This window comes from Sorangium sp. So ce590, from assembly GCF_051521365.1.
Classification (GTDB): domain Bacteria; phylum Myxococcota_A; class Polyangia; order Polyangiales; family Polyangiaceae; genus Sorangium.
This window is the reverse complement of the sequence record NZ_CP150346.1, coordinates 3,293,193-3,319,975: the sequence shown is the minus strand read 5'-3', so window position 1 is coordinate 3,319,975 and position 26,783 is coordinate 3,293,193. Positions and strand designations below refer to the sequence as shown.

At 73.7% G+C, this 26,783-nt stretch carries 20 protein-coding genes; 7 read left to right on the top strand and 13 right to left on the bottom strand.

The annotated features are described in order from the left end of the window. Positions 1-2: 2 nt before the first annotated feature. A complete protein-coding gene (locus tag WMF28_RS12680) occupies positions 3-446 on the bottom strand; it encodes a hypothetical protein (RefSeq protein WP_437602449.1) in 444 nt (147 codons plus the stop codon). 362 nt (positions 447-808) lie between these two features. On the opposite strand from WMF28_RS12680, the gene WMF28_RS12675 reads away from it, so the two are divergent. Then, on the top strand, positions 809-1,762 hold the full coding sequence (locus WMF28_RS12675; RefSeq protein WP_437602448.1) for a class I SAM-dependent methyltransferase: 954 nt from the start codon (positions 809-811) through the stop codon (positions 1,760-1,762). 53 nt (positions 1,763-1,815) lie between these two features. Here the strand turns inward: WMF28_RS12675 and WMF28_RS12670 are convergent, their stop codons facing one another. Then, positions 1,816-2,811, bottom strand: a complete 996-nt coding sequence (locus WMF28_RS12670; protein ID WP_437602447.1) for a TetR/AcrR family transcriptional regulator — start codon at positions 2,809-2,811, stop codon at positions 1,816-1,818. Positions 2,812-2,900: 89 nt separating this feature from the next. On the opposite strand from WMF28_RS12670, the gene WMF28_RS12665 reads away from it, so the two are divergent. Then, the gene (locus WMF28_RS12665; protein ID WP_437602446.1) at positions 2,901-4,253 is read left to right on the top strand and encodes a hypothetical protein; all 1,353 of its coding nucleotides are present in this window, start codon (positions 2,901-2,903) and stop codon (positions 4,251-4,253) included. Between the two features lie 61 nt (positions 4,254-4,314). Here WMF28_RS12665 and WMF28_RS12660 read toward each other — a convergent pair whose 3' ends face one another. From WMF28_RS12660 to WMF28_RS12650, 3 genes are all read right to left on the bottom strand, one after another. Then, entirely contained in the window at positions 4,315-5,538 is a 1,224-nt protein-coding gene (locus tag WMF28_RS12660; RefSeq protein WP_437604250.1) for an MFS transporter, read from the bottom strand. Between the two features lie 195 nt (positions 5,539-5,733). Continuing rightward, the gene (locus WMF28_RS12655; RefSeq protein ID WP_437602445.1) at positions 5,734-6,840 is read right to left on the bottom strand and encodes a Kazal-type serine protease inhibitor family protein; all 1,107 of its coding nucleotides are present in this window, start codon (positions 6,838-6,840) and stop codon (positions 5,734-5,736) included. Between the two features lie 129 nt (positions 6,841-6,969). Continuing rightward, a complete protein-coding gene (locus tag WMF28_RS12650; RefSeq protein WP_437602444.1) occupies positions 6,970-7,695 on the bottom strand; it encodes a hypothetical protein in 726 nt (241 codons plus the stop codon). Positions 7,696-7,838: 143 nt separating this feature from the next. Between WMF28_RS12650 and WMF28_RS12645 the strand changes: the two genes are divergently transcribed. From WMF28_RS12645 to WMF28_RS12635, 3 genes are all read left to right on the top strand, one after another. Next, positions 7,839-12,941, top strand: a complete 5,103-nt coding sequence (locus tag WMF28_RS12645) for a sigma 54-interacting transcriptional regulator (protein WP_437602443.1) — start codon at positions 7,839-7,841, stop codon at positions 12,939-12,941. A gap of 321 nt (positions 12,942-13,262) precedes the next feature. Then, positions 13,263-13,709 carry a BON domain-containing protein gene (locus tag WMF28_RS12640; RefSeq protein ID WP_437602442.1) on the top strand — a complete coding sequence of 149 codons (447 nt, stop codon included), beginning with the start codon at positions 13,263-13,265 and terminating at the stop codon, positions 13,707-13,709. A 22-nt stretch (positions 13,710-13,731) separates the two neighbouring features. Then, positions 13,732-14,277 (top strand): DUF3341 domain-containing protein, encoded by a 546-nt coding sequence (locus WMF28_RS12635; protein ID WP_437602441.1) that lies wholly within the window; start codon positions 13,732-13,734, stop codon positions 14,275-14,277. 69 nt (positions 14,278-14,346) lie between these two features. Here the strand turns inward: WMF28_RS12635 and WMF28_RS12630 are convergent, their stop codons facing one another. Next, on the bottom strand, positions 14,347-14,946 hold the full coding sequence (locus WMF28_RS12630; RefSeq protein WP_437602440.1) for a cysteine hydrolase family protein: 600 nt from the start codon (positions 14,944-14,946) through the stop codon (positions 14,347-14,349). A gap of 153 nt (positions 14,947-15,099) precedes the next feature. Here WMF28_RS12630 and WMF28_RS12625 point away from each other — a divergent pair, with 153 nt between their 5' ends. Together WMF28_RS12625 and WMF28_RS12620 are read left to right on the top strand one after the other, a co-directional pair. Then, positions 15,100-15,417 carry a Ku protein gene (locus WMF28_RS12625; RefSeq protein ID WP_437602439.1) on the top strand — a complete coding sequence of 106 codons (318 nt, stop codon included), beginning with the start codon at positions 15,100-15,102 and terminating at the stop codon, positions 15,415-15,417. A 185-nt stretch (positions 15,418-15,602) separates the two neighbouring features. Further along, the gene (locus WMF28_RS12620; RefSeq protein ID WP_437602438.1) at positions 15,603-16,811 is read left to right on the top strand and encodes a putative sensor domain DACNV-containing protein; all 1,209 of its coding nucleotides are present in this window, start codon (positions 15,603-15,605) and stop codon (positions 16,809-16,811) included. 21 nt (positions 16,812-16,832) lie between these two features. On the opposite strand, the gene cheB is transcribed toward WMF28_RS12620, so the two are convergent. Genes cheB through WMF28_RS12585 form a run of 7 tightly spaced genes read right to left on the bottom strand, consistent with a single transcriptional unit; the run spans position 16,833 to position 26,490 of the window. Further along, complete coding sequence (gene cheB, locus WMF28_RS12615) at positions 16,833-17,867, bottom strand: chemotaxis-specific protein-glutamate methyltransferase CheB (protein WP_437602437.1); 1,035 nt, start codon at positions 17,865-17,867, stop codon at positions 16,833-16,835. After that, complete coding sequence (locus WMF28_RS12610) at positions 17,864-18,694, bottom strand: CheR family methyltransferase (RefSeq protein ID WP_437602436.1); 831 nt, start codon at positions 18,692-18,694, stop codon at positions 17,864-17,866. Before WMF28_RS12610 ends, cheB begins: the two co-directional genes overlap by 4 nt. A gap of 10 nt (positions 18,695-18,704) precedes the next feature. Beyond that, the gene (locus tag WMF28_RS12605) at positions 18,705-21,062 is read right to left on the bottom strand and encodes a HEAT repeat domain-containing protein (RefSeq protein WP_437602435.1); all 2,358 of its coding nucleotides are present in this window, start codon (positions 21,060-21,062) and stop codon (positions 18,705-18,707) included. Then, positions 21,059-23,596 carry a methyl-accepting chemotaxis protein gene (locus WMF28_RS12600; RefSeq protein ID WP_437602434.1) on the bottom strand — a complete coding sequence of 846 codons (2,538 nt, stop codon included), beginning with the start codon at positions 23,594-23,596 and terminating at the stop codon, positions 21,059-21,061. Before WMF28_RS12600 ends, WMF28_RS12605 begins: the two co-directional genes overlap by 4 nt. Then, positions 23,586-24,023 (bottom strand): chemotaxis protein CheW, encoded by a 438-nt coding sequence (locus WMF28_RS12595; protein ID WP_437602433.1) that lies wholly within the window; start codon positions 24,021-24,023, stop codon positions 23,586-23,588. Before WMF28_RS12595 ends, WMF28_RS12600 begins: the two co-directional genes overlap by 11 nt. Further along, the gene (locus WMF28_RS12590) at positions 24,020-26,110 is read right to left on the bottom strand and encodes a chemotaxis protein CheW (protein ID WP_437602432.1); all 2,091 of its coding nucleotides are present in this window, start codon (positions 26,108-26,110) and stop codon (positions 24,020-24,022) included. Before WMF28_RS12590 ends, WMF28_RS12595 begins: the two co-directional genes overlap by 4 nt. Then, positions 26,107-26,490, bottom strand: coding sequence for a response regulator transcription factor (locus tag WMF28_RS12585; RefSeq protein ID WP_437602431.1), 384 nt, complete (start codon positions 26,488-26,490; stop codon positions 26,107-26,109). The genes WMF28_RS12590 and WMF28_RS12585 overlap by 4 nt, the downstream gene beginning before the upstream one ends. Positions 26,491-26,783: the final 293 nt, after the last annotated feature.

Below are 26,783 nucleotides of genomic sequence, written 5' to 3'. Positions count from 1 at the left end.
GATCAGGCCACTTCGATCCGGAAATTGCACGGAGCGTCACCCGTGGTGAAGCGCTGATCTCGGGGCTGGCCGCCGGGATCGACCTGGAGCGGTTCCGCCTGGACCGGATCATAGCGTATGGTAGGCAACGCCGTGGCCTCGCCCCGCAAGAACGCCCGCTCGACGAGGGGCATCGACCCATTGGCGGACACCTGCTCATCCGCCAGCAACCGCCACTCGGTGAGATCCCCGAGGCGCAGATTCCAGAGCTGCTCCCACCGGCGATTCACCTCGAGCGCGCGGCTCTCGCGATCGTAGATCATCATGCTCACGATGCCCCCGTCGAGCAGCGCCTGATAGCGGCGCGCGGGGATCTCCAGCTCGGCAACGCGCTGCCGCAGCGCGGCAATCTCGTGCTCGAGCTCGGCGATCGTCGGAGTTGTTTTCATATGAACCGCTCTGGGCAAATGACGGCACCCCCACATCAGGCGCGATACGAGCGCGCGCCGAGGGCACGAGATGTAAATATTTGATGCAAGCGGAAGCGAGCGGCACGACCCTTGGGGTTCATTCGACCCGCCCCGAGGTGCCGTCATGGCGTCACGCGCGCGTCGCGGGCGGGCGCCGGCGTCCCCTCGCCCGCCGAGCGCCAGCCCGTCCACGTGCTGTGGATGGGGACGCTGATTCCATGGATTCATGGATCACGCCGGAGGGAACCTCGTTTCGGGTAAGCTCGCCGGGCGGAATGATCGATCCGGCGACTCGGCTCCGCCTCGATTGGCCCCGAATCCAGCCCACGAGGTCGCCGGTGCGACGGTAAGCTTCCGCCATGCTGGACAGGATCTGGGATCGTTACCGCGCCGCCGGGCTCGACGAGGCGGCGGCCGCCGTCGCCGCGCCGTCGCCGGAGGACCTTGGCTACCTCGCGATGCTGGCGTTCTCCGACGAGCGCTACGCGGACGCCGCGGCCTTCGCCGCGCGCGCCCGCGAGGCCTCGCCGGGGGATCTCTTGTTCCATGCGGCCGCGGCGCACCTCGAGCGGGTCGCCCAAGAGGGGAAGCGCAACGTCTACGTGTCCGCGGAGGGATTCACCGCCTTCATCCGCGGGGGCGGCAACGTGCCGCTCTACCGGGAGACCAGCGCGGCGCTGGCCAGCGAGTACCCGGAGGCGCCGTTCGATCTGCTCGATATAGGCGCCGGCGATGGGATGGCGCTGCTACCCGCGCTGACGCCGGCGGTGCGGCGGGCAACCGTGGTGGAGCCGGCGGCGCCGCTGCTCGAGCGATGTGCCGCGGCGCTCTCCGCGCGGGGGGTCGACTTCGAGGCATTCCCAGGGCGTCTCCAGGATCTCGTCGCCGACCCCGACATGGCGTCGCGGCGCTGGGCGGTGGCGCAGGCGACCTTCTGCCTGCACGCGCTCGGTCCGGCGGACAGGCCGGCGCTGCTCCGCTGGGCGCGCGCGCATTGCGATCTGCTGCTCCTCGCCGAGTTCGACGCGCCGCGCATGGACGAGCCGCTGTCGCCGGACACCGCGCGGCACGTGCTCGAGCGCTACCGCGATGGGCTGGCCGAGTATGCCGGCGCCGACCTCGACACGGTGGCGCAGGGCTTCCTGATGCCGGTGCTCTTCGGCTATGCGGACCGCGGCGCCACCCGCACCACGTTCGAGCACCCCATCGACGACTGGGCGGCGCTGCTGCGCGAGGCCGGCTTCGCGCGCGTCGACCGCCGGCTGCTGCACCGCTACTGGTGGGCGCCGGCCTGGATGCTGGCGGCGCGCTGAGAGGGCGCCGCCGCGCCCGCCACCGGGGCGCGGCGGGCGCGGACGGGCGACGATCACCGTCCGTCCGACGCGTTGCGCGCCCGGTACGCGCGCTGCTGGCAAGCCCGCGAGCAGTAAGCCCGCGGCCGCCCCGTGGCAGGCTGGGCGATCTCGCCGCCGCACTGCGCGCACGTCGGCCCCTCGTCACGCGGAGAGGCATCGTCGGCAGTTTCGTCACAGAGGCGCGCCGGGGATCGTGACGCTTCGGGACTTTCATCACACTGGCCGGCGCGCGTCCGGACGAGCGCCTCGATGCCGTCGAGCACGCGCTGCAGGCCGAACAGGAAGACGTCCTCCGCGAAGGGGTGCGCGTCGAAGGCGCCCGAGCGCATCAGCTTCGCCATCGTCGGGAGGCGGCCCGGGTCGAAGAGCCTGTCCCAGAAGTACGCGCGCTCGGACCACCACTGCTCGTCGGTGACGCCGGTCTCGTGCTCGGCCTCGACCGCGTCCACCGAGAGCCTCGCCGCGCCTCGGGTGTACCCGTCGACGAGGTGGACGGCGGCGAGCACCTCGCGGTCGGTGAGGCCGATCCCGCAGACCGCGCGGAGCTCCGCGTCGTACGCCGCCATCCCGTTCGGGCCCATCACGGGGCGCACCGGCGTCACGAGCAAGAACCACGGGTGGCGGTGGTAGAGCGCCCAGTCCGCGAGCGCCGACGCCTCCAGCTTGGCCCGCCATCCCCCGGGGACGCCGTCGACGAGGGGCAGCTCCGCCGCCACGGCGTCCAGCATGAGATCCAGGAGCTCGGCCTTGCTCGGCACGTACCGGTAGAGCGACATCGTGGTGAACCCGAGCTTCGCGGCGACCCGCTGCATCGACAGCGCCGAGAGCCCCTCGCCGTCCGCGAGCTCGATGGCCGCCCGCACGATCTGATCGAGGCTCAGGCCCGGCTTGGGCCCCCGGTTCGGCCGCTTCCTGGCCCCCCAGAGGAGCTCGAGGCTGCGCACGGCGTCGCCGCCCCCGCTGTACTCCGTCGCCGTCTTTCGACGCCTCTTTGGTTTGACAGCCATCGCTCAACTGCGTATACCACACACATAACTGTGTACATTATACACAGCCCAGGGAGGTCCGCTTGAAGCTGCACGACCCGAGGCCATCGATGCGAACGACGACCATGCCCCTCCACGCGCGCGGCCTCGCGGCCCTCGTGCCGCTCGCGTTTTCCCTCGGATGCGCGGCAGAGGAGCCGGAGACGGCGCCGGAGCCGACGTTCTGGCAGGACGTCGCGCCGATCACGGCGTCCAAGTGCACCGCATGTCATCAGGAGGGCGGGCTCGCGCCCTTCCGCCTGGACGACTACATCTCGGCGAAGGCGCGCGCCGGCGCGATCGACGACGCGGTGCAGGGCGGCCATATGCCCCCGTTCCTCGTGACGCACGACGGCTCGTGCGGCGACTTCGAGGACGAGGAGACGCTCACCGCCGAGGAGCTCGACATCATCCATCGCTGGGCGACCGGGGCGCGCGCCGAGGGGGATCCCGCGGGCGCGCCGCCCGCCCCGCCCGCGCCCGCGCTCGAGGGCGGGGTCGACTACATGACACCGCCGATAACCCCCGTGGCCGACCCCGAGAACCCCCTCGCGGCGCACGACGAGTGGAGGTGCTTTCAGGTGGACCCAGGCCTCGACGCCGACCGCTTCATCACCGGATATCAGGTGACGCCCGGGGTCCGGGCCATCGTTCACCACGTCACGATCTATCGGGTGACGCCCACGGAGGCGTCCCTGGTGGAGGGCAAGACGAACCAGGATCTGATGACGGAGCTCGACGACGCCTCGCCGGACCGGCCCGGCTGGGAGTGCTTCGGCGGGCCGGCCGAGGGGATGCCGTTCCAGCCCTTGCTCGCCTGGGCGCCCGGACAGGTCGTTGTCGAGTTCCCCGGCGGCACCGGGGCGCCGGTCAGCGCGAAGGACCATTTCGTCGTCCAGGTGCATTACAACATCCACGATCACGCGGGCGCCGGAGCCGAGGACTCGACGCGCGTCCGGCTCCGCTACGAGGACACCGTGGAGCGGCGCGCCGTGTTCCTCGGGGACGACGGCTTCCTCACGACCCTCTTCGAGCCGGACGGCCCGGACTCGCTGCCGCCCGGCCAGAAGGACGCCAGCACCACGTGGCGCAGGACGCGGGCGGAGCTGGCGCTCGACCCGGCGCTGCCCCCGATCGAGGTGCTCGGCGTGATGCCGCACATGCACGAGCGCGGGCGCACCTTCGACACGCGCGTGACGTCGGGAGAGCAGGAGAGCTGCATCGCGCGCGTGGAGGACTGGGACGTCCACTGGCAGGGCATGTACTGGTACCGCACGCGGCCGCTGCTCGATCCGAGCTCGTCGCTCGAGGTGACATGCACCTTCGACACGCGCGACGCCGAGGCCCCGGTCCTTCCCGGCTGGGGCACGCAGAACGAGATGTGCAACCTGAACATCCTTGTCGCGCTGCCGATGACGCCGTGACGTCACGGCCGCCGCCTCACCCGCGGCGACCCGGAGAAGCGCAGGTCACCGCGATGCCTGCTCAGCCCGCGCCAGCCCCTCCCCCTCCGCGCGCAGCGCGCGCGCCCCGCGCCGCCCCGAGCCTCAGCCAGACCAGCGCCGTCGCCGACATCGCCCCGCCCGCCGCGCACACCCCGAGCCACCCCCAGCGCGTCCAGGCCGCCGTGCCGAGCCACGCCCCGGCCGCCCCGCCCACGAAATACGTGGTCATGTAGATCGTGTTCATCCGGCTGCGCGCCTCGGGACGCAGCGAGTACACGCGCGCCTGGTTCGAGATCTGGTTGGCCTGCGCCCCCAGATCGAGCAGCACCACGCCGAGCGCGATGCCCCACAGCCAGGATCCGAGCCCGAAGAGCACGCCGAAGGACCCGAGCAGCACCCCGATCGCGAGGGCGTTGATCCAGCGATCGCCGCGCACGTCCGCGTACCGGCCCACGAGCGGCGCCGCGGCGGCGCCGGCCACGCCCACGAGGCCGAAGAGGCCCGCGACCTGCGGGCCGTGGCGCTCGGGCATGCTCTGGAGATAGAGCGCGAGCGTCGCCCAGAACGCGCTGAAGGCGCCGAATGTGAGCGCGCCGAGCGCGGAGTGCAGCCGCAGCACGGGCTCGGTCCGGGCAAGGCGCCCGAGCGAGCGCAGGAGCTCCGGATACGACATCGCCGCGACCGGCGGCTGCGCCGGCAAGGCCAGGCGCAATATCGGGCCCTGCGCGAGCATCAGCCCCGCCGCCACCCAGAACATCGCGCGCCAGCCGAGCTGCGTGCCGACGAAGCCGGCCACCGTGCGCGACAGGAGGATGCCGATGAGCAAACCGCTCATCACCATCCCCACCACGCGCCCGCGCTGCTCGTCCGGCGCGAGCTGCGCCGCGAACGGCAAGAGCAGCTGGGGCACAACGCTGGTGATGCCCACCGCGAAGCTCGCCGCGATGAGCCACGGCAGATCCGGCGCGAGCGCCGCGCCGAGCAGCGCGAGGCTCGCCAGCGCCGCCATGACGACGATGAGCCGCCGCCGCTCGTGGCTGTCGCCGAGCGGCACGAGCAGGAGCATCCCCGCCGCGTAACCCACCTGCGTCATCGTGGGCACGAGCCCGAGCGAGCCGCCCGAAGCGCCGAGCTCCCGGCCGATGTCCCCGAGCAGCGGCTGGTTGTAATAGAGGTTCGCGACGGTGGCGCCGGAGGCCGCCGCCATCAGCCAGACCAGCCCGAGGCGCAGCGACCGGGGCGGTGGCGAGGACGAGGTCTGCACGGGATGCATGGGAGAAGGAGGGCAACGCAGGCATACGCCGCGCGCCCCCCCGGTTCAATCGCCCAGACCGGTCCGGCGTTCCCCGATCAGGCGGGGACGGGGCTCTGCCGGAGAGCCCCGCGAAGGAAGAGACACAGGACCTGCCGCGTCGGCGTCACGGGAAGCGCGGCGCGGCCGGCCGCTATCGGCGCTCTCTCACTGGCGCTCAGGGCACTCGCCGAGCAGCGCCACCGACACGCCCGCCGCGTGCGCGTTGCACGCGTTGCTGTACGTCTTGTCGTCGCAGCCGCAGACCGGGGTGTAGTCCTCCGTGCATACCTCCGGGAGGGTCTCGCAGACGCCCGTCTGATCGGCCGCGCCGCAGAGGGCCTCCAGGCTGTAGTTGCAGAACTCCCCGCGGTCGCACGCGAGGCCCGCGATGCCGCCGCAGTGCTGCTCCGGAGCCTTCTCGCACTCGCCGCGCGACGCCACCGACATGCCCGCCGAGGCAGCGGAGCACGCGTTGCCGTACGTCTTGCCGTCGCAGCCGCAGACCGGATCGTACTGGAACGTGCACGCCTCCGGCATGGGCGCGCAGGTGCCCGGCTTGTCGGAGATCCCGCACTCGGCCTCGGGCGGGAAGCTGCAGAAGAGCCCGGGCCCGCACGCCTCGGCGCCGCGGGTGCCGCACACCGCTCCCGGAGCCTTCTCGCACTCGCCGGGCGACGCGACCGAGACGCCCGCCGCGTTCGCGACGCACGCGGTGCTGTAGGTGTTGCCGTCGCAGCCGCAGACGGGGTTGTACTCCTTCGTGCACACCTCCGGGATGGGCGCACAGCTGCCCATCTGATCGGCCGCGCCGCACATGGCGTCGGGCGCATAGTCGCAGAAGAACCCGGGGTCGCACGCGAAGCCCGCGATGCCGCCGCACTGCTGCTCCGGGGGCGGCTTGCACTCGCCGCGCGACGAGATCGACACGCCCGCCGAGTTCGCGGCGCACTCGTTGCCATACGTCTTGCCGTCACAGCCGCAGACCGGTTTGTACTCCTCCGTGCACGCCTCCGGCATGCGCTCGCAGGTGCCCGTCTGATCGGCCGCGCCGCACATGGCCTCGAGCTCGTAGTCGCAGAAGAAGCCCTTCTTGCACTCGAGGCCGAGGAGACCGCCGCAGGCACGGCTGCCGCCCCGCACCTCGTCGGAGTCGGAGCCGGTGTTGTCGCCGGTCATCTCGACCTGACAGCCCACAGCGAGCGGGATCATCGACAGCGCGAGCCAGAGAACGGAACCGATACGGCTGCTCTTGATGCGATTCTGAACGTTCATGATGTTCCTCCAACATGGCCTCGCCGTCACCGGCGAGGCGAACGACATGCACGAGCCCCTCGTGAGGAAGGGCGCTCTTGCGCCGCGCACAGGCGCGGCGCGTGATCCGTGGATCGCTCCCCCGACCGCTCAGTCGGGGAGCGTGAGCGTCAGCGCGCGGCGCCCGGGCTCGGGCGCCGTGACGTCGAGGAAGAGCACGTCCTCGAGCTCGTCCCCGCCGCCGTCCGCGCGCACGGTGATGACGGTGGACCCGCCCGCCGGCACCACGAACGGCGCCTCCGGGCTGACGCTGAACGGCGCATCGCCGCGGCGCAGGCGCGGCGCGTCGATGGACACGTCGCCGGCGCACGTGTTGCGGACGACCACGTCGCGCGCGCCGCCGGCGCCCTCGAACGAGACCCAGGCGGCCGGCTCGATCTCGAGGCACAGCAGGTGCTCGAGCGTCTTGTGGGTCCCGCTGATGGGCGACCCCGCGAGCAGCAGATCCGCCGGCGCGGACCGGAGCTCGCCCTGCTTCACCTGCATCCGCAGGACCTGCTCCGTCCGGGCGATCAAGGTGGCGACGAAGCTCCCGTCGGGGTTCACGTCGGCGAGCACCGGCGCGTCGAGGGTGTCGAGGTTCGTCACCACGATCACGCCGCCCGCCGGCGTGACCGCGCCCGCCTGGCCCAGGAGCGAGATCTGGTCGGCCAGCAGCATGACCTCGCCCGAGACGCCGACGAGCCCCCCGTCCAGGATCGGCTCGTGGACAGGCGGGCTCGGCTGCGGGCTCACGACACAGCCGCCGAGGAGCAGCGCGAGGAGCGCCGAGACGACCGCGCCCCGCCGGTCCCCGTGTCTGCCTGTCGTCCGCATCGCCATGCTTGCCCCCTCAGCAAACACGATGCCGAACACGGTTACGACGGAAAAACGGCAGAAATCATCGTGAAACATCAGGCACAGATGTCTCGTTGACTGTCTCATTGTCTCAGATGGCACATCCGTGAGACACTGTGCGGATGATCCCAGCCGAGGGGACGCTTGTCGCCCGCCGCTACCGCCTGCTCCGCCCCCTGGGGCGAGGGGGCCTTGCGACGGCGTGGCTCGCGCGCGACGAGGCGCTCGGGCGCGATCTCTGTCTCAAGCTGCTCCGGCGCGCGCGCACCGCGGAGCGGGCGGCGCTCCGCGGCGAGTTCAGGATGCTGGCGGGCCTGTTCCATCCGCACCTCGTCCGGGTGCACGACTTCGGCATGCTCCGGGAGACCGGAGAGGCGCGCTTCTACTTCACGTCGGAGGCGGTGCTCGGTGCGCCGCTCGACGAGTACGTGACAGGCCGGCGCTTCGAGGAGGTGCGGGCCGCGATCGTCGACGTGCTCGACGCCCTGCGCTTCCTCCACCGGGCGCGCATCCGGCACGGCGACGTGAAGCCGGCCAACATCCTCGTCGGCGCGTCGGGGCGCGCGGTCCTGATCGACCTGTCGTGCGCGGCGCGGGTCGGCGGGAGGACCGATGACGGCGTCTCCGGCACCCAGGGCTTCGTCGCGCCGGAGGTGATCCGCGGCGAGCCGGCCGACGGCCGCGCGGACCTGTTCTCGCTCGGCCGCACCCTCGGCGCGATCGCCCCGCTGCTCGCGGAGCCGCTGCCGGAGGCGGCCGCCGCGCTCGTCGAGCGCCTCGTCCGGCCCGAGCCGCGCGACCGCCCGGCCGACGCGGGCGAGGCGCTCGACTGGGTGGGCGCGTCGCCGCGCGCCCTGGCCCCGCCGCCGCCGGAGCCGCCCCACCTCGTCGGCCGCGACGCCGAGCTGCGCGCCGTCGCCGAGGCGATCACCGCGCTCGAGCGCGGGGAGAGCGGGCCGCGCCTCTGCGTGATCGCCGGGGAGCCCGGCTGCGGGAAGAGCCGCCTGCTGCGCGAGGCGAAGTGGAGCGCCGAGCTCAGGATGGAAGCCGTGGAGGGGTTCGCGCGGGCCGGCGCGCCGGTGGCCTCGATGCTCGGCCGGGCGACCGGCGAGGAGGCGCTCCCCGCCGGCGCGCTCGGCGCCCTGCGCGCGCACGAGCGCCTCACGCGCGCGCGGGCAGGCACGGGGGCAGAGCCGCTCGTGCTCGTGCTCGACGACGCCGACGAGGTGACCGGGGCGGACCGGGAGATGCTCGAGGCGCTGGTCCGGCTGCTGGGCCCCGACGATCCGGTGCTGGTCCTGGCGGCCGAGCGCATCCCGCACGGCGGCGGCCGGGCGCCGCTCGCCGCCGTGGCCGCCGAGGCGGGGCGGAGCGCCCGCGAGGTGGCGCTGCCGCCGCTCGGGCGCGAGGCGGTGCAACGCTGGATGGACGACATCGGGCTGGGCGACGCGACCGAGGTTGTGCTGCGGGCGAGCGCCGGGTGGCCCGCCGACCTCGTGGTGATCGCCGGGCGGCTCGCGGAGAGCGGGGACATCGCGGGGCTCGACGCGACGACGCCCGGGGCGAGCGCGCGCTACGCGCTGCGGCTGCGGGGGCTGGGGCGGCCGCTGCGCGACGCCGTGGCCACGCTGGCCGTGCAGGGCGGCGCGGTCGCCGACGAGGAGCTGCCGTCGCTCGGGCTGCCGGTCGCGCACCTGGCCGAGCTCGCCGCCCGCGGCGTGGCCGCGCGCGCCGCAGGGGGCTGGACGCTGACGCGCGCCGGGCCGAGCGCCGCCCTGCTGGCGGCGCTCGGCGGCGAGGCGGTCCGCGCGGCGCACGCGCGGGCGGCGGCGGCGTTCCCGGCGCGGGTCGAGCAGCAGGCGCTGCACCTCGCGCTGTCGGGCGACGCGGCGGCCGCCGAGCGCCTGTTCCTCGCGCGCCGCGCCGAGCGCGAGGCGGACCCGGGGGCGTGGGCCGCGGCGGCCGAGGCGCTGCTCGAGACGGCGACGGCGGCGGAGACGCGGCTGGAGATCGCGTCCACGCTGCAGCGCGGGGGCCGCGCGGCGCGGGCCCGCGAGGCGCTGGAGCAGCTGCTCGCGGAGGGACAGGCCGCCGCGCTCGGGGCGCGGCGGGGGCAGGCGCTCGTCCGGCTGGGCGCGTGCCTGCTCGAGCTGGGCGATCCGACGGCGGCGCTCGCGCGGATCGACGAGGCGGAGCAGGCCTGCGGGGAGGCGTCGCCGTCGTCGCCGTTCAGCCCGCGCGAGCGCGCGGGCCTCGCCGACCTCGCGGGCCGGGCGCTGCTGCGGCTCGGGTCCCACGCGGAGGCGCGGGCCCGCGCCGAGCCGGCGCTCGCCTTGTGCGACGACCCGGAGGTGCTGGCGAGCCTGCACGAGGACGTCGGCGTCGCGGCGAGCTACCTGGGCGAGCGGCGGCTCGCCGGGCTGCACCTCGGGCTCGCCGCCGGGCTGCACCGCGACCGGCGCGCGCCGCGGGCGCTCGTGCGGGCGCTGTCGTACCAGGCGATCGACGCCTTCCGCGCGGGGGAGGTCGAGGCGGCGCTCGCCGGCTACCGGCAGGCGCTCGCCACGGCGGAGGAGCACGGCCTCGGCGACCTTGTCGCGCGCTGCAGCCTCAACGTGGGTACGGCGTGCCACCAGTCGGGTGAGCTGGGCGAGGCGCTCGCCGCTTACGAGCGCGGGGCGCGGCTCGCCTCGGCCCTGGGCCAGGCGGACCTGGTCCTCGTGCTCGACTTCGATCTGGCGAAGCTCTGGGCAGACGTGGGGGCGTTCGAGCGGGCCGCGCGCGTGGCGTCGCGGGTGGAAGCGGAGGCCGCGCGGCGGGGGGCCCCGTTCTTCGCGGCGGCCGCGGCGTCGGTCCTCGGGGATTGCGCGCTCGCGGCGGGCGACGCCGAGGAGGCGGCGCGCTGCTTCGAGCGGTCGCGGGGGGGCTTCGAGGCGCAGGGCGCGCAGCGCGAGGTCGTGGAGGAGGAGCTGGAGCTCTGCCGGGCGCACCTCGCGCGGGGCGCGCTGGGCGACGCGCGCGCCGCGCTGGCCCGGGCGCGCGAGCACGGGGCGGTCCGGGAGGCGCCCGACCTCGGCGCGCGCGCGGCGCTGCTCGAGGGGCGGCTCGCGCTGCTCGACGGCGAGGGCGACGGCAACCTCGGTCAGGGCGGCGCCAACCCCAACCTGGGTGGGCCCAACCCCGGTCAGGCCGGCCTCAACCCCGGTCAGGGCGGCGCCAACCCCAACCTGGGTGGGCCCAACCCCGGTCAGGCCGGCCTCAACCCCGGTCAGCCCAACCCCGGTCAGGACCTCGCCGCGGCCCAGGAGCTCCTCGAGAGCGCCCTCGGCCTCGCCGAGCGCGCGGCCCAGCCCGACCTCGTCGCGGACGTCCGCCTCGCGCTCGCCGACGCCGAGGAGCTCGCGGGCGAGCCCGAGGTCGCAGCGGCGCAGCGGGAGCGCGCGACCGCCGCGTGGACCACCATGGCGCGCTCGCTCCCGGAAGCGCTCCAGCACGCCTTCTGGATGCACCCCCGCCGCCGCGCCGCCCGGCCCGCGCCGGCCGAGGCAGCTGCGCCGCCCGGGGCCGCCGGCGCCCAGACGCAGCCGGCGGCGGAGCGCGCGGCCAAGCTCGAGCGGCTCCTCGCGATGTTCCGAAAGCTCAACTCATCCGTCGAGATCGCCGACATCCTCGCGATGGCCATGGACGCCGCGATCGACCTCACGGCCGCGGAGCGCGGGTTCCTGCTGCTCGAGCAGCCGGGCGGCGAGCTCCGCGTCACGGTCGCGCGCAACGTCGACCGCGAGAAGGTCGGCAGGAGCCACCTCAAGTTCAGCTACAGCATCGCCGAGCGCGCCATCGCGACGCAGGAGCCCGTGGTCACCGTGGACGCGCAGGACGACCCGCGGTTCCGCGAGCACGCGTCGGTGCACGCCATGCGGCTCCGGTCGGTGATCGCCGTGCCGATCCGCTCGCCGGACGGCGTGCTCGGCGCGCTCTACCTCGACAACCGCTTCCGGCGCGCACGCTTCGCCCCCGACGACGTCGACCTGCTCCTCGCCTTCGCCGATCAGGTCGCGCTCGCGCTGCGCAACGCGCGGCTCGTCGACGACCTGCGCCGCCGCACCGTGGAGCTCGAGGCCGAGCGGCGCCGCGTCGAGGAGCTCCTGCGCGGCCAGGCCGCCGAGATCGACCGGCTGCAAGAAGAGGTGCTCGTCCGCCAGCAGGCCCTGGAGCACCGCTACGACTACGGCGCCATCGTGGGGCGCGGCCCCGCGCTCCGCGCCGTGTTCGCGACGCTCGACCGCGTTGTCGACACGCCGGTCAGCGTGCTCGTGACCGGCGAGAGCGGCACCGGCAAGGAGCTCGTCGCGCGCGCCATCCACTTCGCCGGCCCGCGCAAGAGCGGCCCGTTCATGGGGATCAACTGCGCCGCGCTCCCCGCCGCGCTGCTCGAGTCGGAGCTCTTCGGGCACGTCCGCGGCGCCTTCACGGGGGCCGACCGGGACCGGACCGGGCTCGTTGTCGCGGCGCGCGGCGGCACGCTGTTCCTCGACGAGCTGGGCGAGATGCCGCTCGAGGTGCAGGCGAAGCTGCTCCGGGTGCTCCAGGAGCGAGAGGTGCGCCCGGTCGGCAGCGCCGAGGCCGTGCGCGTGGATTTCCGCCTCGTCTGCGCCACGAACCGCGATCTGCTCGCCGAGACCGCGCGCGGGCGCTTCCGCGAGGACCTCTACTACCGCGTCGCGGTGGTGCAGATCCAGCTGCCGCCGCTGCGCGACCGGCTGGAGGACCTGCCGGAGCTCGCGCTCCACTTCGTGCGCCGCGCCGCCGAGCAGCTCGGCCGCCCGGCCCCGCAGCTCTCCCGCGAGGCGCTGCGGCGCCTCAGCCAGCACGGCTGGCCGGGCAACGTGCGCGAGCTGGAGAACGTGATCACGAAGGCGGTCGTGCTCTGTGACGGCCGCAGGATCGGCCCCGACGACGTGGATCTGCCCCGCGCGCGGGAAGGCAGCGGCCGCGGCGCGCCGCGCCCCCTGAAGGACGAGCGCGCCGCGCTGCTCGCGGCGCTCGAGGGCACCGGCTGGAACGCGCTGCAGGCCGCGCGCGAGGCGGGCATGTCGAGGGCGACCTTCTACCGGAAGCTGCGGCGCCTCGGGATCCAGCGTCCGACAGAACGTCCAACGGACCGCTCAGAAGAACGCCCGACAAAGCACCCGAGCGGCCGCCCGGCGAGCCCTCGCGACGACTGAGCGCCTCCGCGCGCAGGTCCGTGTCCGCCGCAGGCATAACAGCACAGCTCCGCTTCGTCCGAGAAGTCAAGCTCTCCTGACTTGGCGCGGCCGGCACGGGGCAGTTCGCCTCACCTGGGGCAGCCCGGCCTCGATCCACGCATGAGGCTGCCAGTCGCTTCGCGTCGCTGCCACGCGCGCGGGCGACGCGTCCACGGTGCAGCGCGAAAAAGACAACTCATTATCAGAAGTGACGGGGTTCATGGTCCGCCCCGACCGCAGCCGTGCGCCGACAGGCGCTCTCTGCCCGAGATGGCCCAAGGCTTGCGAGGGCATCGGGTCATGGACACAGCGAAACTCTTCTTCATGACGTCTCTCTCGATCGCTGCCGCGGTCGGCTGCGACAGAGCAGAAGGCACGCCTCGCTCGAACAACAACACCGCGACGGTGCCGGGTGAGGTCGCCCAGCGCGCGAACAACCCCACGCCGGTGGCCGCCGACAACACGGACAAGAACGATCGCGATCGCGACCCGGCCGCGCTGACCCCCGGGGATCAGGGCGAGAACGAGGCCGACCGCACGATCACGCAGAAGATCCGCCAGGCGGTGGTCGCGAGCGACGCGCTGTCGATGAACGCCAAGAACGTCAAGATCATCACGAGCGGGCAGGTCGTCACGCTGCGCGGCCCGGTGAAGAGCGACAAGGAGAAGGCCGACATCGCCGCGATCGCGCAGGGGATCCCGGGCGTCCAGCGGGTCGATAACCAGCTCGAAGTTGACGTTGACTGAACCAGTCCGAAAGGAAGACACCATGGCAACGAAGAAAGCGGTCCTGGGCCTCGTGAGCACGCTCGCGCAGGCAGACATCATCGTCGGCGAGCTCCAGCGCGCCGGCTTCATGACCAGCGATATCTCGGCGCTGTTCCCCGACAAGCACGGGACGCGGGACTTCGCGCACGAGAAGAACACGAAGGCGCCCGAGGGCGCGACCGCGGGCGCCAGCGCGGGCGGCGCCCTCGGCGGGACCATCGGCCTGCTCGCCGGCATCGGCGCGCTCGCCATCCCCGGGCTCGGGCCCTTCATCGCGGCCGGCCCGATCATGGCCGCGCTGAGCGGCGCCGCGGCGGGCGCGGCGGTCGGCGGCGTGACCGGCGCCCTCATCGGGCTCGGCATCCCCGAGGTCGAGGCCAAGCAGTACGAGGGCAAGATCAAGGGCGGCAACATCCTCATCTCCGTCCACGTCGAGGACAGCAACGAGCGCGCGCTCGCCAAGCAGGTCCTGGAGCGGGGCGGCGCGACCGACATCGCGGTCCTCAGCGAGGAGGGCATCTCGTCGAAGCAGCGGGCGCTCGCCTGAGCGTGACGCCCTGACGCGACACGTGACCTCGGGCAGCTGCCCGCCGGACGCCCGGCCCCCCCGGAGGCGTCAGGCGGGCAGCCGCTCGAGGTCGACCTCGTCCGACGGCGTGATGTCGGCCTTGAGGAAGCGCTGCATCTGGCGGAGCGCATAGCCGTTGTCTTCCTCGCCCTCCGAGGCGATGCAGTCCGACGGGACGAGCAGCCGGTAATCGCGCATATAGGCGTCGTTCGCCGTGAACAGGACGCAGATGTTCCCCGCCATGCCGGTGAGGATCAACGTCTGCACGCCGAGCGACTCGAGCAGGATCTCCAGCGTGGTGCCGTAGAAGCCCGAGTGCTTGGGCTTGAGCACGAAATAATCCTCCTCTCCTGGCCGCAGCAGCGCCGCGATCTCCCGGCCGCGGGTGCCCTCCTCGAGGCAGTGCTCGATCTGCCGGTGGAAGTTGGATTGCCAGCGGCCGAAGTTGTCGTTCACGTAGACCGCGGGGATGCCGGCGTCGCGACACCGCTGCTTCAGCGCGCGAATGCGGTGCGCCATCGGGAGGGCATGGGCGAGCAGCCGGTCGCCTTCCGGGAAGTCCAGGTCGTTGATGACGTCGATGAGGAGGAGCGCGGTCCGGCTGTTGTCCGGCGCAGCTCCGTGGAGGTCGTGGGTCCGGCGCGGCATGTCGACCGCTGTTTATAGCGGACCCGGACCAGCGGGGCAGCAATCGCCACGCCCGAGGCCCGCTGTGGCGAAGCGCGACGCCGGCCCCGGCGGCGCCGCGGCGCGGCGGGCGCCGAGCAGCCGGGACGGGCGCGACGCGCGGGGTATGTCGTCATGTCCGACGAGGACCTGCGCCGCGCGAACGTGGAGGCGACGCAGACCGTGGATATCCTCGACTTCGTCGATGCCTCGAAGATCGACCCGATGTACTACGAGAAGCCGTACTACCTCGCCCCCGCATCGCCGAACAGCAAGAAGAAATCGTCGGTCACGGCGTACGTGCTCCTGCGCGAGGCCCTGCGGAAGACGGGCAAGGTCGGCATCGCGAAGGCTCGGCCAGAAGGGCGCGAAGGCTGCCAACGTCGCAAACGACGACAAGCGGGCCGACGACGCCCGCTCGAAGGTGCGAAAAGCAGAGACCCCGAAGAGTAAAGAGGAGCGCTCGCGCCGGGCCGCGTGATGCCACACGGCTCGTCTCGTAACGATTCGTGAGAATGCGTAACAATACCGGCCTGCGCAGGCATCGCGACGTAGCGCGCCGCGCTGCGACGCTGAGAACGAGCCCATATGCAGCCCGTCGGCCTGACCGGCGGCGCTCGGGATGATAGAACGAGCTCATGCGCCTCAAGTATCCTGCGGATGTCACGGCCGCATTTCTCGAGCTGCAGGAGCAGCCCGAGCTCACGGCGCAGCAGCTGGCTTGCAGCGCCGGCGTCGCCCCCGACGCGGCGTCGCCGCCCCCCTTCGCGACGATCCTGACCGAGCTGATCGAGACGATGTTCTTCGCGTCCATGGCGACGGAAGAGGGGCGGCTGAACCCGGTCGGCATCGTGTTCGCCGGGAGCCTCGCCGACCTCGAGCTCGACGAGCCCGCGTGGGATCTCGTGCGGTTCGGGTCCGCCGTGGCGTTCGACGTGGAGCACGTGGCCAACCTCGCCTCCGCGTGCGCATGGCCGCGCTCTTTCCTGTCCGTGGTGCCGCTCGGCGGGTCGCTCGTGATCGCCGGCATCGCGACGCCGCACGGCCGGCGTTCGTTCGACAGCGATCAGCTCGTGCGCGTCGTCGTCCCGAAGCCCGGTGTCGTGGCCGTGTACCGCGGCGAGTGGGAGATCGTCCGCTACGAGCGCGGCGCCGTGCGGACATGGATGTCCAAGAGCCGGCCGCAGCTGGAATCCATCGCGAGGACCGTCCTCGGGGACCACGGCAGGCCGCTCGTCCGCCAGGTGCGCAGCTATCTCCTGCGCATCGTCGACGGGATGGTCGAGCTCGGGCGCGGCGGGCTCGTCGCCGTCCTGGGCCCGGGCGAAGGCCTGCCGCAGCTCTTCGGCGAGGAGGGGAATCAGCTCGACACCGAGGTCAAGCGGCTGGAGCCTTCCCTGTGCCTCGGCGCGGCCATCCTCGACGTCCACGAGAGCCATCCGCCGAGCGAGCGGCGGCAGTCGCACGGAGAGCAGCCCGCGGCGCACAGGCAGGCGCGCGGCTCGGACCACGCGATCGAGGGCGCCGAGCGCATCAACCGGCTGCTCGACCTCATCGTGCGGCTGACGACCGTCGACGGCGCGGTGGTGATGAGCCATGCCCTCGACGTGCTCGCGTTCGGGGCGAAGCTGCCCCCGCCGAGGGCGATCATCTCCGAGGTCTTCGCCGCCACCCCCGACCAGAGGATGGATGCGAGCCTGAGCCTCGACGCGCGCGGCACCCGCCACCGCGCGGCGGCGGCGTTCGTGGCCGGGTACCCGGACCGGATCGCCTTCATCGTCTCCCAGGACGGCAACGCGGCCACGTTCCAGGAGATCGAGGGAAAGGTCGTTTACTGGCCGCTCTGACGGGCGCGACGTCGCCCGGCGTCAGAGGTGCCGCACGATGGCCGCGGGCATCTCGTCGATCGGCGCCTGCGCCGCGGCGAGCCCGGCCTCCAGCACGCGGCGGGGCATGCCGTAGACGACGCAGGACGACTCGGCCTCTACGAGGATCTTCCCGCCGGCCTTCTGGATCGCCCGGGACCCCTCCAGGCCGTCGTCCCCCATGCCCGTCAGCACGACCCCGAGGACGCCCGACCCGAACTCGGCCGCGGCGCTCGCGAAGAGCAGATCGACCGACGGGCAATAAAGGGACGCCCTGACCGCCTGGGCGAAGCGGACGCTGGCGCGCTCCCGCTGGCGCCGGACCTCGAGGTGCGTCCCCCCGCGCGCGATGACCGCGAGCCCGGGCCGGAGCTGGAGATCGTCCGATGCCTCGACGATCGAGAGCGCGCTCCCGTCGTTGAGGCGGCGCGACAGCGACTCCGTGTAGCCCGGGGGGATGTGCAGCGCGACGACGACGGGGACCGGGAAATCGCCGGGCATCGCCGCGAAGAGCCGCGTCAGCGCCTGAGGGCCGCCGGTCGACGTGCCGACCACGACGAGGCGCGTGCGCGGCAGCGCGGGGATCGCGCCGGGCAGGGGCGGCGGCAGCGGGCGAGGCGCTGCCGGGTGGACCCTCGCCCCGGCCGCGGCGAGCACCTTGCGGACCAGCTCGTCCGAGAGCTCGAAGAGACGATCGGTCGCGAGCGACGTCGGCTTCTCGACGAGATCGACCGCGCCCTGCTGGAGCGCCTCGACGCCGAGCTCGCTGTCCGCCTCGGAGTTGCTGACCACGACGACCCGCGGCGCGCCCTCGCGCGGCAACGACCTGAGCACGCCGATGCCGTCGAGGTTCGGCATCACGAGATCGAGCGTGACCACATCCGGCTTGTAGCGCTCGATCTTCTCCAGCGCGTCGAGGCCGTCCATGGCCGTATCGACGACCTCGATCGAGGCGCTCGCGCCGAGGACCTGCCGCAGCACCTTGCGCACGAAGGCAGAGTCGTCGACCACGAGCACGCGGACAGGCGGGATCTTCATTGCGCGGTCTTCCGATAGAAAAACACGCCGCCCCGCTCCTCGCAGCTGAGCGCGGTGCCGAGCCGCAGCAGCGACTCGGAGACCCCGACCAGGAGGAACCCGCCCGCGGCGAGCGCCCCAGAGAGGTTATTGATCACCCACCGCGCCGTGTTGTCATGAAAATAGATGAGCACGTTGCGGCAAACGATGACGTCGAACGGCCCGAGCGACGTGACGTCGGGCGCCGCGAGCAGGTTGATCCGCCGCCAGTCGATCGCCCCCTGGAGCTCGGGGCGCACGACGACCCGCTCGGGCGTCACCTCCAGCCACCGGCGGGCGAACGGAGGCGGCGGGGCGTTGCTCCGGAGCGAGCGCGGCCCGAACACGCCGGCCCGGGCGCGCGAGAGCGCCCGCGGGCTGATGTCGCTCGCGACGAGATCGACCTTGTCACGCAGGCCCCGCTCGGCCAGGAGCATCGCGATCGTGAACGGCTCCTCGCCGCTCGAGCAGGCCGCCGACCAGATCCGCGGCCGCTCGCCCGCCGCCACGCGGGGCGCGACGAGCTCCGAGACCGCGACCTCGAGCTGCGCGAGCTCGCGGAAGAAATACGTCTCGCCCACGACCAGCGCGTCGATCAGCGCGTCCATCTCGGCCGCGCCCGCCGGGTCGTAGCGGAGGAAGTAGTAGTAATCGAGCAGCGAGTCGAAGCCGGCGTCGAGGGCGCGCACCGCGAGCTTGTCGCCGAGCAGCTCGCGATCGCCGGCGTCGTAGTGGACGCCGATCTTCTCGGCGATGAGGGCGCTGAAGATCGCGAAGACCTGCGGAGAGATGGGGAGGCGGCTCGTCATGACAACGGCGTCATGCCCACTGCGAGAGGACGGACGCGGCCACGCGTCGCACCTCCGGATCCGGATCGGCCCGCGAGGTGAGCTCGACCGCCGCGAAGCCCTCCCGTGTGGCCACCGCGGCGAGCGTCGTGGCCGCCGCCTTCCGCGCCGGCGCGTGCGGCAGCCGGAGCGCATCGAGGAGCGATGTGTGCGCCGCCGGCAGCCGCATCCGCGCGAGCGCCGCGGTCAGGACGGGCGCGAGCTCGTCGTCCGCCGCCGCGAGCGCGTCGAGGATGCCCTCGATGCGCCCCGGCACGGGCGTGGACAGCGCGGCGGGGAGCGGTCCCTGTGCCTGCGAGGCGACGAGCAGCGCGATGAGGCTCCTCGTCGCGTCGACCCCGGGCCGCCCCGCGATGAAGCTGGTCGCCGCCGCGCGCACGCTCTCGTCGGGGTCGCCCGCTGCGCGCACGAGCGCCGGCAGGACCTCGGGCGACGAGAAGCCGGAGATCGCCGAGACCGCGACGAGCCGGGTCGCCACGTCCGGGGACGAGAGCGCGCCGAGCAAGGTCGGCAGCGACGCCTCCCGCCCGGCGATGCCGAGCCCGATCAGCGCCGAGCGCCGCATGTCCGTGTCGCTCGCCCGGGCGGCGTTCTCCAGCGCCGAGAGCGCGAGGTCGCCCTTGATCGCCGACAGCGCCTCGATCGCCGCCACGCGCACCTGGCCGCTCTCGTCCCGGAGCCGCTCGGCGATGAGCCCGGCCGCCGCCTCCCACCCGAGCTTTCCCAGCGACTGGCACGCGTAGTAGCGGACCCACGCGTCGTCGTCGCGGAGCCCCACGAGGAGCACCTCGATGACGCGTGGCGCCCGCTGCGCCTGCCCGAGCGCCCGCATCGCCACCGCCCGGACCCGCTCCGAGGCGTCGGCGGCGAGCACGGCGAGCGCCTCGATCGCCTCCGGCTGCGCGAAAGACGCGAGGCCGTGGATCGCCCGCTCGCGCGCCCGCAGATCGGGATCGCGGAGGCCGTCGAGGAAGACCGGCAGCGCCGAGGGGGGCGCGAAGTAGCCGAGGATCCGCAGCGCCGTCCGCCGCACGGCCGGGGTCCCCTCGCGGGCCGCGGCGAGCGCGAGCGCCTCGACGTCGGGGCCGCCCAGGCACTGGATCGCGGTCGTCGCGGCGTGGACCACGCGGGGGTTCGGGTCGTCGAGGAGCTGGAACAGCGCGCGCGCCGAGCCGGGCTCCGAGATGCGCGCGAGCGCGTCGCACGCCGCCGCGCGGACCTCCGGGTCCGGATCCGCGAGGCACTGCTCCACGTCACCCGCGGCCGCGACGCCCCGGACGAGCGGCAGGAGCAGGAGCCTGCGGGAGCTGTCGCCGTCGCGCAGCGCCGCGAGCACCCGGGAGTCCGCGCTCCGGGAGAGCTGGAAGAGCGCCTCCGCCGCGGCGCTCGCGACGGGGGGATCGGCGTCGAGCAGGCGGGTCAGATCGAGCAGGACGTCCTCGCCCCCGATCGCGCCGAGCACGCTGCAGATGACGGCCTGCTCGGCCGGATCCGCCCCCGCGAGGCTCTGCGAGAGCCGCCGCGCCGCGCCGGGCGCCGGCGCCTCGCCCCGGAGCGCCTCGTCGATCGGCGCGGCCGTCCCGTAGCGCTCGCGGTACCGCTCGCGCAGCTCGGCGAGCGCCACCGCGGCGACGCGCGCGACCGCGTCGCTCGGGCGCCCGAGGAGGCGCATCAGCGGCGCCACGGCGCTCCGGCTGCATGTGCGGCCGAGCGACCGCGCCGCCTCGAGCAGGTAACGCGGATCGTCCAGGAGAGCCACCAGCGGGTCGATCGCGCGCGGGTCGCCGCTCCGGCCCAGCACGTCGATCGCCGGAAAGACACGGAAGAAATTTCCGCTGGTGACGGCCACCACGAGCGCGTCGACCGCCGATCTGCCGCCGACGCGGCCGAGCGCCTCGATCGCGGCGACCGCCACGTTGTCGTCGGTGTGCGACGTGAGCTCCGCGAGCCGGGAGACCGCCTTCGCGCTGCTGCGGCGCCCGAGGATCTGCGCCGCGTCGGCGACGAGCGCGGGGCGAGGGTCCCGCGTCAGCGCGAGCACGGCGTCGTCGACGTCGCCGAGCGACGCGACGAGCGCGTCGACCGCGGCGGCGATGCGCGCCTCGCTGTCGCGCCACGCGGAGAGGCACGCGCAGAGCGGCGCCACCGCCGCGTCGCCGAGCGCGGCCAGCGACGCGACGACGGCGCGCCGCACGGTCCAGCTCGGATCCGCGAGCATCTCGACGAGCGACGGCACCCCCAGCGTCCCGGAGGCGGCGAGCCGATCCACCTGATCGACGCGCCGCCGCTCCGCCTCCGAGACCGCGAGCGCGGGCCGCCGAGAGATCACGAGGTCTCCGGCGCGGCGTGGGGCTGCCTTCCGTTCGCCCTGAGGTGCGCGATCGCTGCGGCGACGCCCGCGACCGCGTCCACGTGCTCGGCGCTCGCGTGCCGGATCCTGCCGACCTGCTCGAGCACGTGGCCGGCGTCGGCCGCGACCGCGCCGGCTTCCCTCGCCTGCCTGGCCGCGGCGGCGACGATCTCCCGGATCGGGTCGCGCAGGCGGGCGAGCGACGCGGCGTGCTGCTCGCTCCGGGCCGAGAGCTCGGCGGCCCCCCTGGCGATGCCCTGGAGCGACGACGCGTGCCGGCTCGCGCCCGACGCGAGCGCCGCGACGGACTCCGCCTGATCGGCCACCGCCCGCGCCATTTGCTTGGCGATCCGGCGCACGGACTCCCCCTCCTTCGCGAGGGACGCCGTCGCCTTGCTCTGATCCGACGTGGCGGCGGTCACCGTCGCCGCGAGCCGCGCGACCTGGCGGGCGGACGCCTCCAGCTGCTTCGCGGCCCGCGCCTGCTCGCCGCTCCCCCGCGCCGACTGGACCGACAGCTTCCGGATGTCATCCATGGCGCGCGACACCTCGGTCGCGCCGCCGGCCTGCTCGGCGAGGCCGGCGACCATCCGCTGCGACGCGCCCGAGACCTCCTGCGTGAGCGCCGTGATCCCGGCCAGGGAGCGGGTCTGCTCGACCATGGCGGTGCTGGTCTGATGGGTCAGCGCGCGCATCTGCGCGGCGACCTTCGCGAGCTGCGATGCGCCCGTGGCCTGCTCCTCCATCGCCCGCGACACCCGCTCGGCGCTCGACGTGAGCTGCGCGTTCGCCTTCACGGCGTCGCGCAGCGCGCGCGCCTGCTCGGCGGTCGCCTCCTTCGTCTGCCGGGCCATGCGCCGCATCTCGGAGCTCGCCTGCGCGAGCGCCTGGACCGCCTTCGTCTGCTCGGCCGCCGAGCGCGCGACCGCCCTGCCCTCCTCGCTCATGCGCGACGCGGTCTGGGTGAGAGAGCCCACCACCTGCACCTGATCGGCGTTCGCTCGGTCGATCTCGCGGATGGAGCGGCCGAGCTCCTCGACCCCCTGCAGGATGGACGCGAGCGCCCGCTCGGCGTCGCCCGCGAGCCGGGTCCCCTCGTCGGCCACCTTCACGCCCTCGGTCGAGGCGGCCACCGCCTCGCGGGCGCTCGACTGGAGCGCGCGGACGATCTTGGCGATCTCGGCGCTCGAGACGGCCGCGCGGTCCGCGAGGTTCCTGATCTCCTCGGCGACGACGGCGAAGCCCCGGCCGTGCTCCCCTGCCCGCGCGGCCTCGATGCTCGCGTTGAGCGACAGGAGGTTCGTGCGGTCGGCGATCAGGTTGATCGTCTGGACGATGTCGCCGATCTCCTCGGCCCGCTTGCCCATCTCCTTCATGACCGCCGCGGAGTCGGCCATCGCCTGCCGGATGCTCCCGAGGCCGGCGATGGACCTGCCCACCGTCGCGGCGCCCTGACGCGCGGTCGCGATGCCCTGCTCGGCGGTCGTGCGCGCGGTGTCGACGATGGAGACGATCCGCCGCGTGGAGGCCTCGACCTGCGACGAGGCGGCGGCGTTGCCGGACGCGAGCCCGCTGATCTGCTCGGCGCTCTGCGAGACCTGCTGCGCGGTCCGCGCGAGCTGCTCGGCGGCGACCGCGTTGGCCTCGATGGTCGCCGCGTTCTTCTCGGCCGTGGCCGCGACCTCCTCGACCGAGCTCGCGATCTCGGTGATCGTGCTCGCGGTCAGCGAGGCGCTCGCGTCGAGCCCCTTGGCGCTCTCCGCCACCCCGCGGATCGACCGCGCCATCTGCTCGGCGGTCGCGGCGGTCTCCTCGACCGCGCTCGCCATCTCGGCGGCGTCCCGCGCGACGCGGTCGAGGGAGCCGCTCACGCCCGCGACGGTGCCGGCCATGGTCGAGATCTGCGCCCCGACCGCCCTGGCGTCGGCCGAGAGGCGCGCGACGCCCTTCGACATCTCCTCGATGGTGGCGCCGATCTCCTCGAGCGCCGCGGCGCTGCTCTCGCCGCGGGCCGCCGCCTCGTCGGCGGCCCCGCACGTCACCGAGACGGAGCCGAGGAGCTCCTCGCTGGAGGACGCGAGCTCCTCGGCGCTGGCGCTCACCGCCTTCACCGAACGGGCGAGCTCCTCGAGCGCCGCCGCCGTCATCTCCGCGGAGCCGGCGAGCGCGTCGGCGTCACCCTTCACGCCGGCGAACGCCGGGGCGAGCGCGCCGAGGCCGCTCGTCATCACCTCGGACCCCTGCGCGGCCTCGGCGACGGCGTCGCTGATCCGCTGCCCCGATCGGGCGAGCGCCTGCGCCGCCGCCCCCGCCTCCTCGAGCTCGCCGGCGAGCGCCCCCGCCGCGGCGCCCTGCTGCCTGCCGGAGGCGGCGTGCTCGGCGCCGGCGGCGGCGAGCCGCGTGGCCGCCTGCTCGGCGCCGGCCACGGCCGTGATCGCCTGACGGAACGAGTGCTCGGTCTGCTCTGCCCGCGCGAGCGCTCCGTCGATGTCCGCGATTGCATCAACTGCCATGATCCTGCTCCTCACCGATGATCCTGCCGACGTCGACGAGCATGACGAGCCGCTTCCCGAGCTGCGCGACCGCCCTCACGAACCCGGCGCTCTCCTCCGCCATGACCTCGGGGGGCATCCGCAGCGCGTCGGCGCCGATGTTGACGACCTCCCGCGCGCTGTCCACCAGGAGGCCCACGGTGCGGCCGCCGCTCTGGACGACGATGACCCGCGAGTCCAGCGTCGGCTCCACGGTCGGGAGCCCGAAGCGGGTGCGCACATCCACGACCGGCACGACGCGGCCCCGGATCTGGATGAGGCCGCCGACGTACGACCGCGTCCCCGGCACCCGGGTCGCCCCGGTGAACGACTCCATGTGGAGCACGTCCGCCGCCGAGATCGCGTACTCGGTGTCCGCCACCTTCAGGACCACGTGCAGGTCGTTCATGAGGCCACCCGGACGAGGCCGTCGCGGCCGCCGTGGCCGGAGGAGAGCCTGCCGCTGAGGTTCACGAGATCGAGGACGAGCGTGGGGCGCCCGTCGCCGAGATCGGTCGAGCCGGACACGCCCGGCACCTTGACGAGCGGGTCCTCGAGCGGCCGCACGACCACCTCCTGCTGGCCGAGCACGCGGGTCACGCCGAACGCGAAGGGCGCGCCGTTGCGCCGCACCACGAGCGCCCGGCTCGCGGACGAGGCCCCGAGCTCGAAGAGCGCGGCGAGGTCGACGAGCGGCACGACCTCGCCGCGGCGCTCGATCAGCTCGGCCCCGCCCCGGGCGCGGCCCGCGACAGGCCCCCGGTCGCGGCCCGCGGCGGGCAGCTCCGCCCCGCCCCGGGTCGCGCCCGCGACCGGGCCGCGGAAGATGCGGGCCGCGTCGATCTCCAGGACTTCCTCCACGCCGGCGACGGGCGTCACGAACGGCTGGCCTCCGCACAGGAAAGAGAAGGCGTCCACGATGGTCAACGTGAGCGGGATCCGCAGGATGAAGGTGGTGCCGGCGCCGCGCGCCGTGCTGACGGAGAGCTCGCCGCCGAGCTGCTCCACGGCGATGCGCCGCACGATGTCCATCCCGAGGCCGCGGCCGCTGGTCTTCGTCGCCTGGTCGAGCGTCGACAGCCCGGGCAAGGTGATGAGATCGAGCAGGCCCGCGTCGCCGTCGGGCGCGGGGCGGCCGGCCCGCGCCGCCACGAGCGCGCGGTCGATGCCGCGCCCGTCGTCGGCGACGCTGAGCTCGAGCTGGTTGTTGGAGCGCTCGAAGCAGGAGACCCGGACGACGCCCTCCTCGGGCTTGCCCAGCCGCCGCCGCTCGGCGGGCGGCTCGATCGCGTGATCGACCGCGTTGCGGAGCAGGTGCACGATCGCCGGGAAGATGCGCTCCGCGACCGCCTTGTCGAGCTCCGCCTTGCCCGCGTCGATCTCGATCCGGACCTGCTTGCCCGTCGCGCGGCCGAGGCCGCGGACCACGAGCGGCACGCGCTCGAGGAGCTCCGTCACCGAGATCATGCGCGCGCGCATGATGGCGCCGCGCAGGTCGCGCAGCTGGCGGTCGTGCTCGCGCAGGATCTCCGAGAGGTCGCGGGTGTCCACCCCGCGGGCGCGCAGCTCCGCGGCCGCCCGGGCGAGCCGGAACCGCGTGACGACGAGCGCCGACAGCTTGTCGAGCGCGTCGTCGAGGCGCGCCACCTCGACGCGGACGACGCCGCGGAGCTGGGGCTCCCGGTCCGCCGGATCGTCCGGATCGTCCGCCGTGAGGGCGGCGACGGCCAGCGGGACGGGGGGCTCCACCGTGAGCGCGCGGACGCCATCGGCGCCCGCCGCCCGCGCGAGCTCCTCGTCGGTCGCGCTCGTGAGGACGAGGAGCGCGAAGGTGATGCCGCCCGGCGCCCTGTCGCTGGCCGGGACCGAGAGCGGGACGACCTTGACGATCTCGGCGAGCTTGCCGACGCGCTCGCGGACGGTCGTGATGTTCATCCCCTCGGCCGTGCGCGCCGGCGACGGGATGAAATCGACCCGCAGCGCGCGCCGCCCGCCGGCCACGCCCTGCGCGAGCTGCACCTGCTCGCCGGGCCCGAGCTTCGCGAGGATCTCGGGATCGGCGCTGATCGTCGGCGCGGGGGGCGACGGCGAGGCGGCGAGTTCGAGCGCGGAGAGCGCGTCGAGGAGCGCGGGCGCCGCGGGCGGCACCGGCTGCTTGCCGGCGAGGGCGCGGCTCCGCTCCTCGATGGCCCTGAGCCCGCGGAGCAGCACCTCGATCGACGACGTGGAGAGGCTCCCGGCCGCCCTGTCCGCCGCCCGGAGCACGGTCTCCATCGCGTGCGCGATGTCCACGATCGGCTCCACGCCGACCATGGCGGAGAGGCCCTTGATGGTGTGAAGAGCTCGGAAGAGCTCGCGGATCGCCCTGGGGTTCGACTCCCCGGAGCGGACGGCCGCCTCGACGGCGAGGAGGTTCGCGGTGGACGCGGAGAGGTGCTCTTCCACCTCGACGAGGTAGCCGGCCACGAACTCGCTTACATCGAGCCCGTCGCTCATCCGGCGCTCGCGACACCCTCCCCCAGGAGCGCTCGCACGCTGGCCAGGATGGCGTCGGGAGTGAAGGGCTTCGTCATGAACTCCGAGGCCCCCGCGCCGAGCGCGCGGGCCCGGGACTCCTCATCACCCCGCGTGGTCACAACCAGAATCGGCAGGCTCCGCAGCTTGTCCTGGCCCCGGACGAACTCGATGACCTCGAGTCCCCCGATATCGGGCATGTTCAGGTCGAGCACCACGAGATCGAACGGCCTCAGCGATAGCGTCTCAATCGCCTCGAGCCCGCTCGCCGCGTGAGCGAACCTGTACTGCTCGGCCCGCAGGCAGGCCACGACCATCTCACGCATCACCCTGCTGTCATCGACGACGAGGATCTCTGCCACAGCGGTACTCGGTCGAGGGAATAGCTGGCATGCCCGCTGGGTGTCAATTGCCCGCCGGTGCACACCCGCGCGAATCAGGGAATTCCTGTCGGATCGGCCCCGAGCGCCGCGCTTGATGCGCGGCGGAGGCGCGCTCATCCGGCGGCGCGTCCGGCCGGCGCCGGGGGTGGAGAGGCGCGTTCTCGGGCGGCGCGCGGTGGGCGCGGAATGTAGCAGAACGCGACAGCACGCATTTCCGCGCATTGGGCTTGCATCGCCGCAGGCGCTCGCTCAGATGAGATTGGGCGGCAACG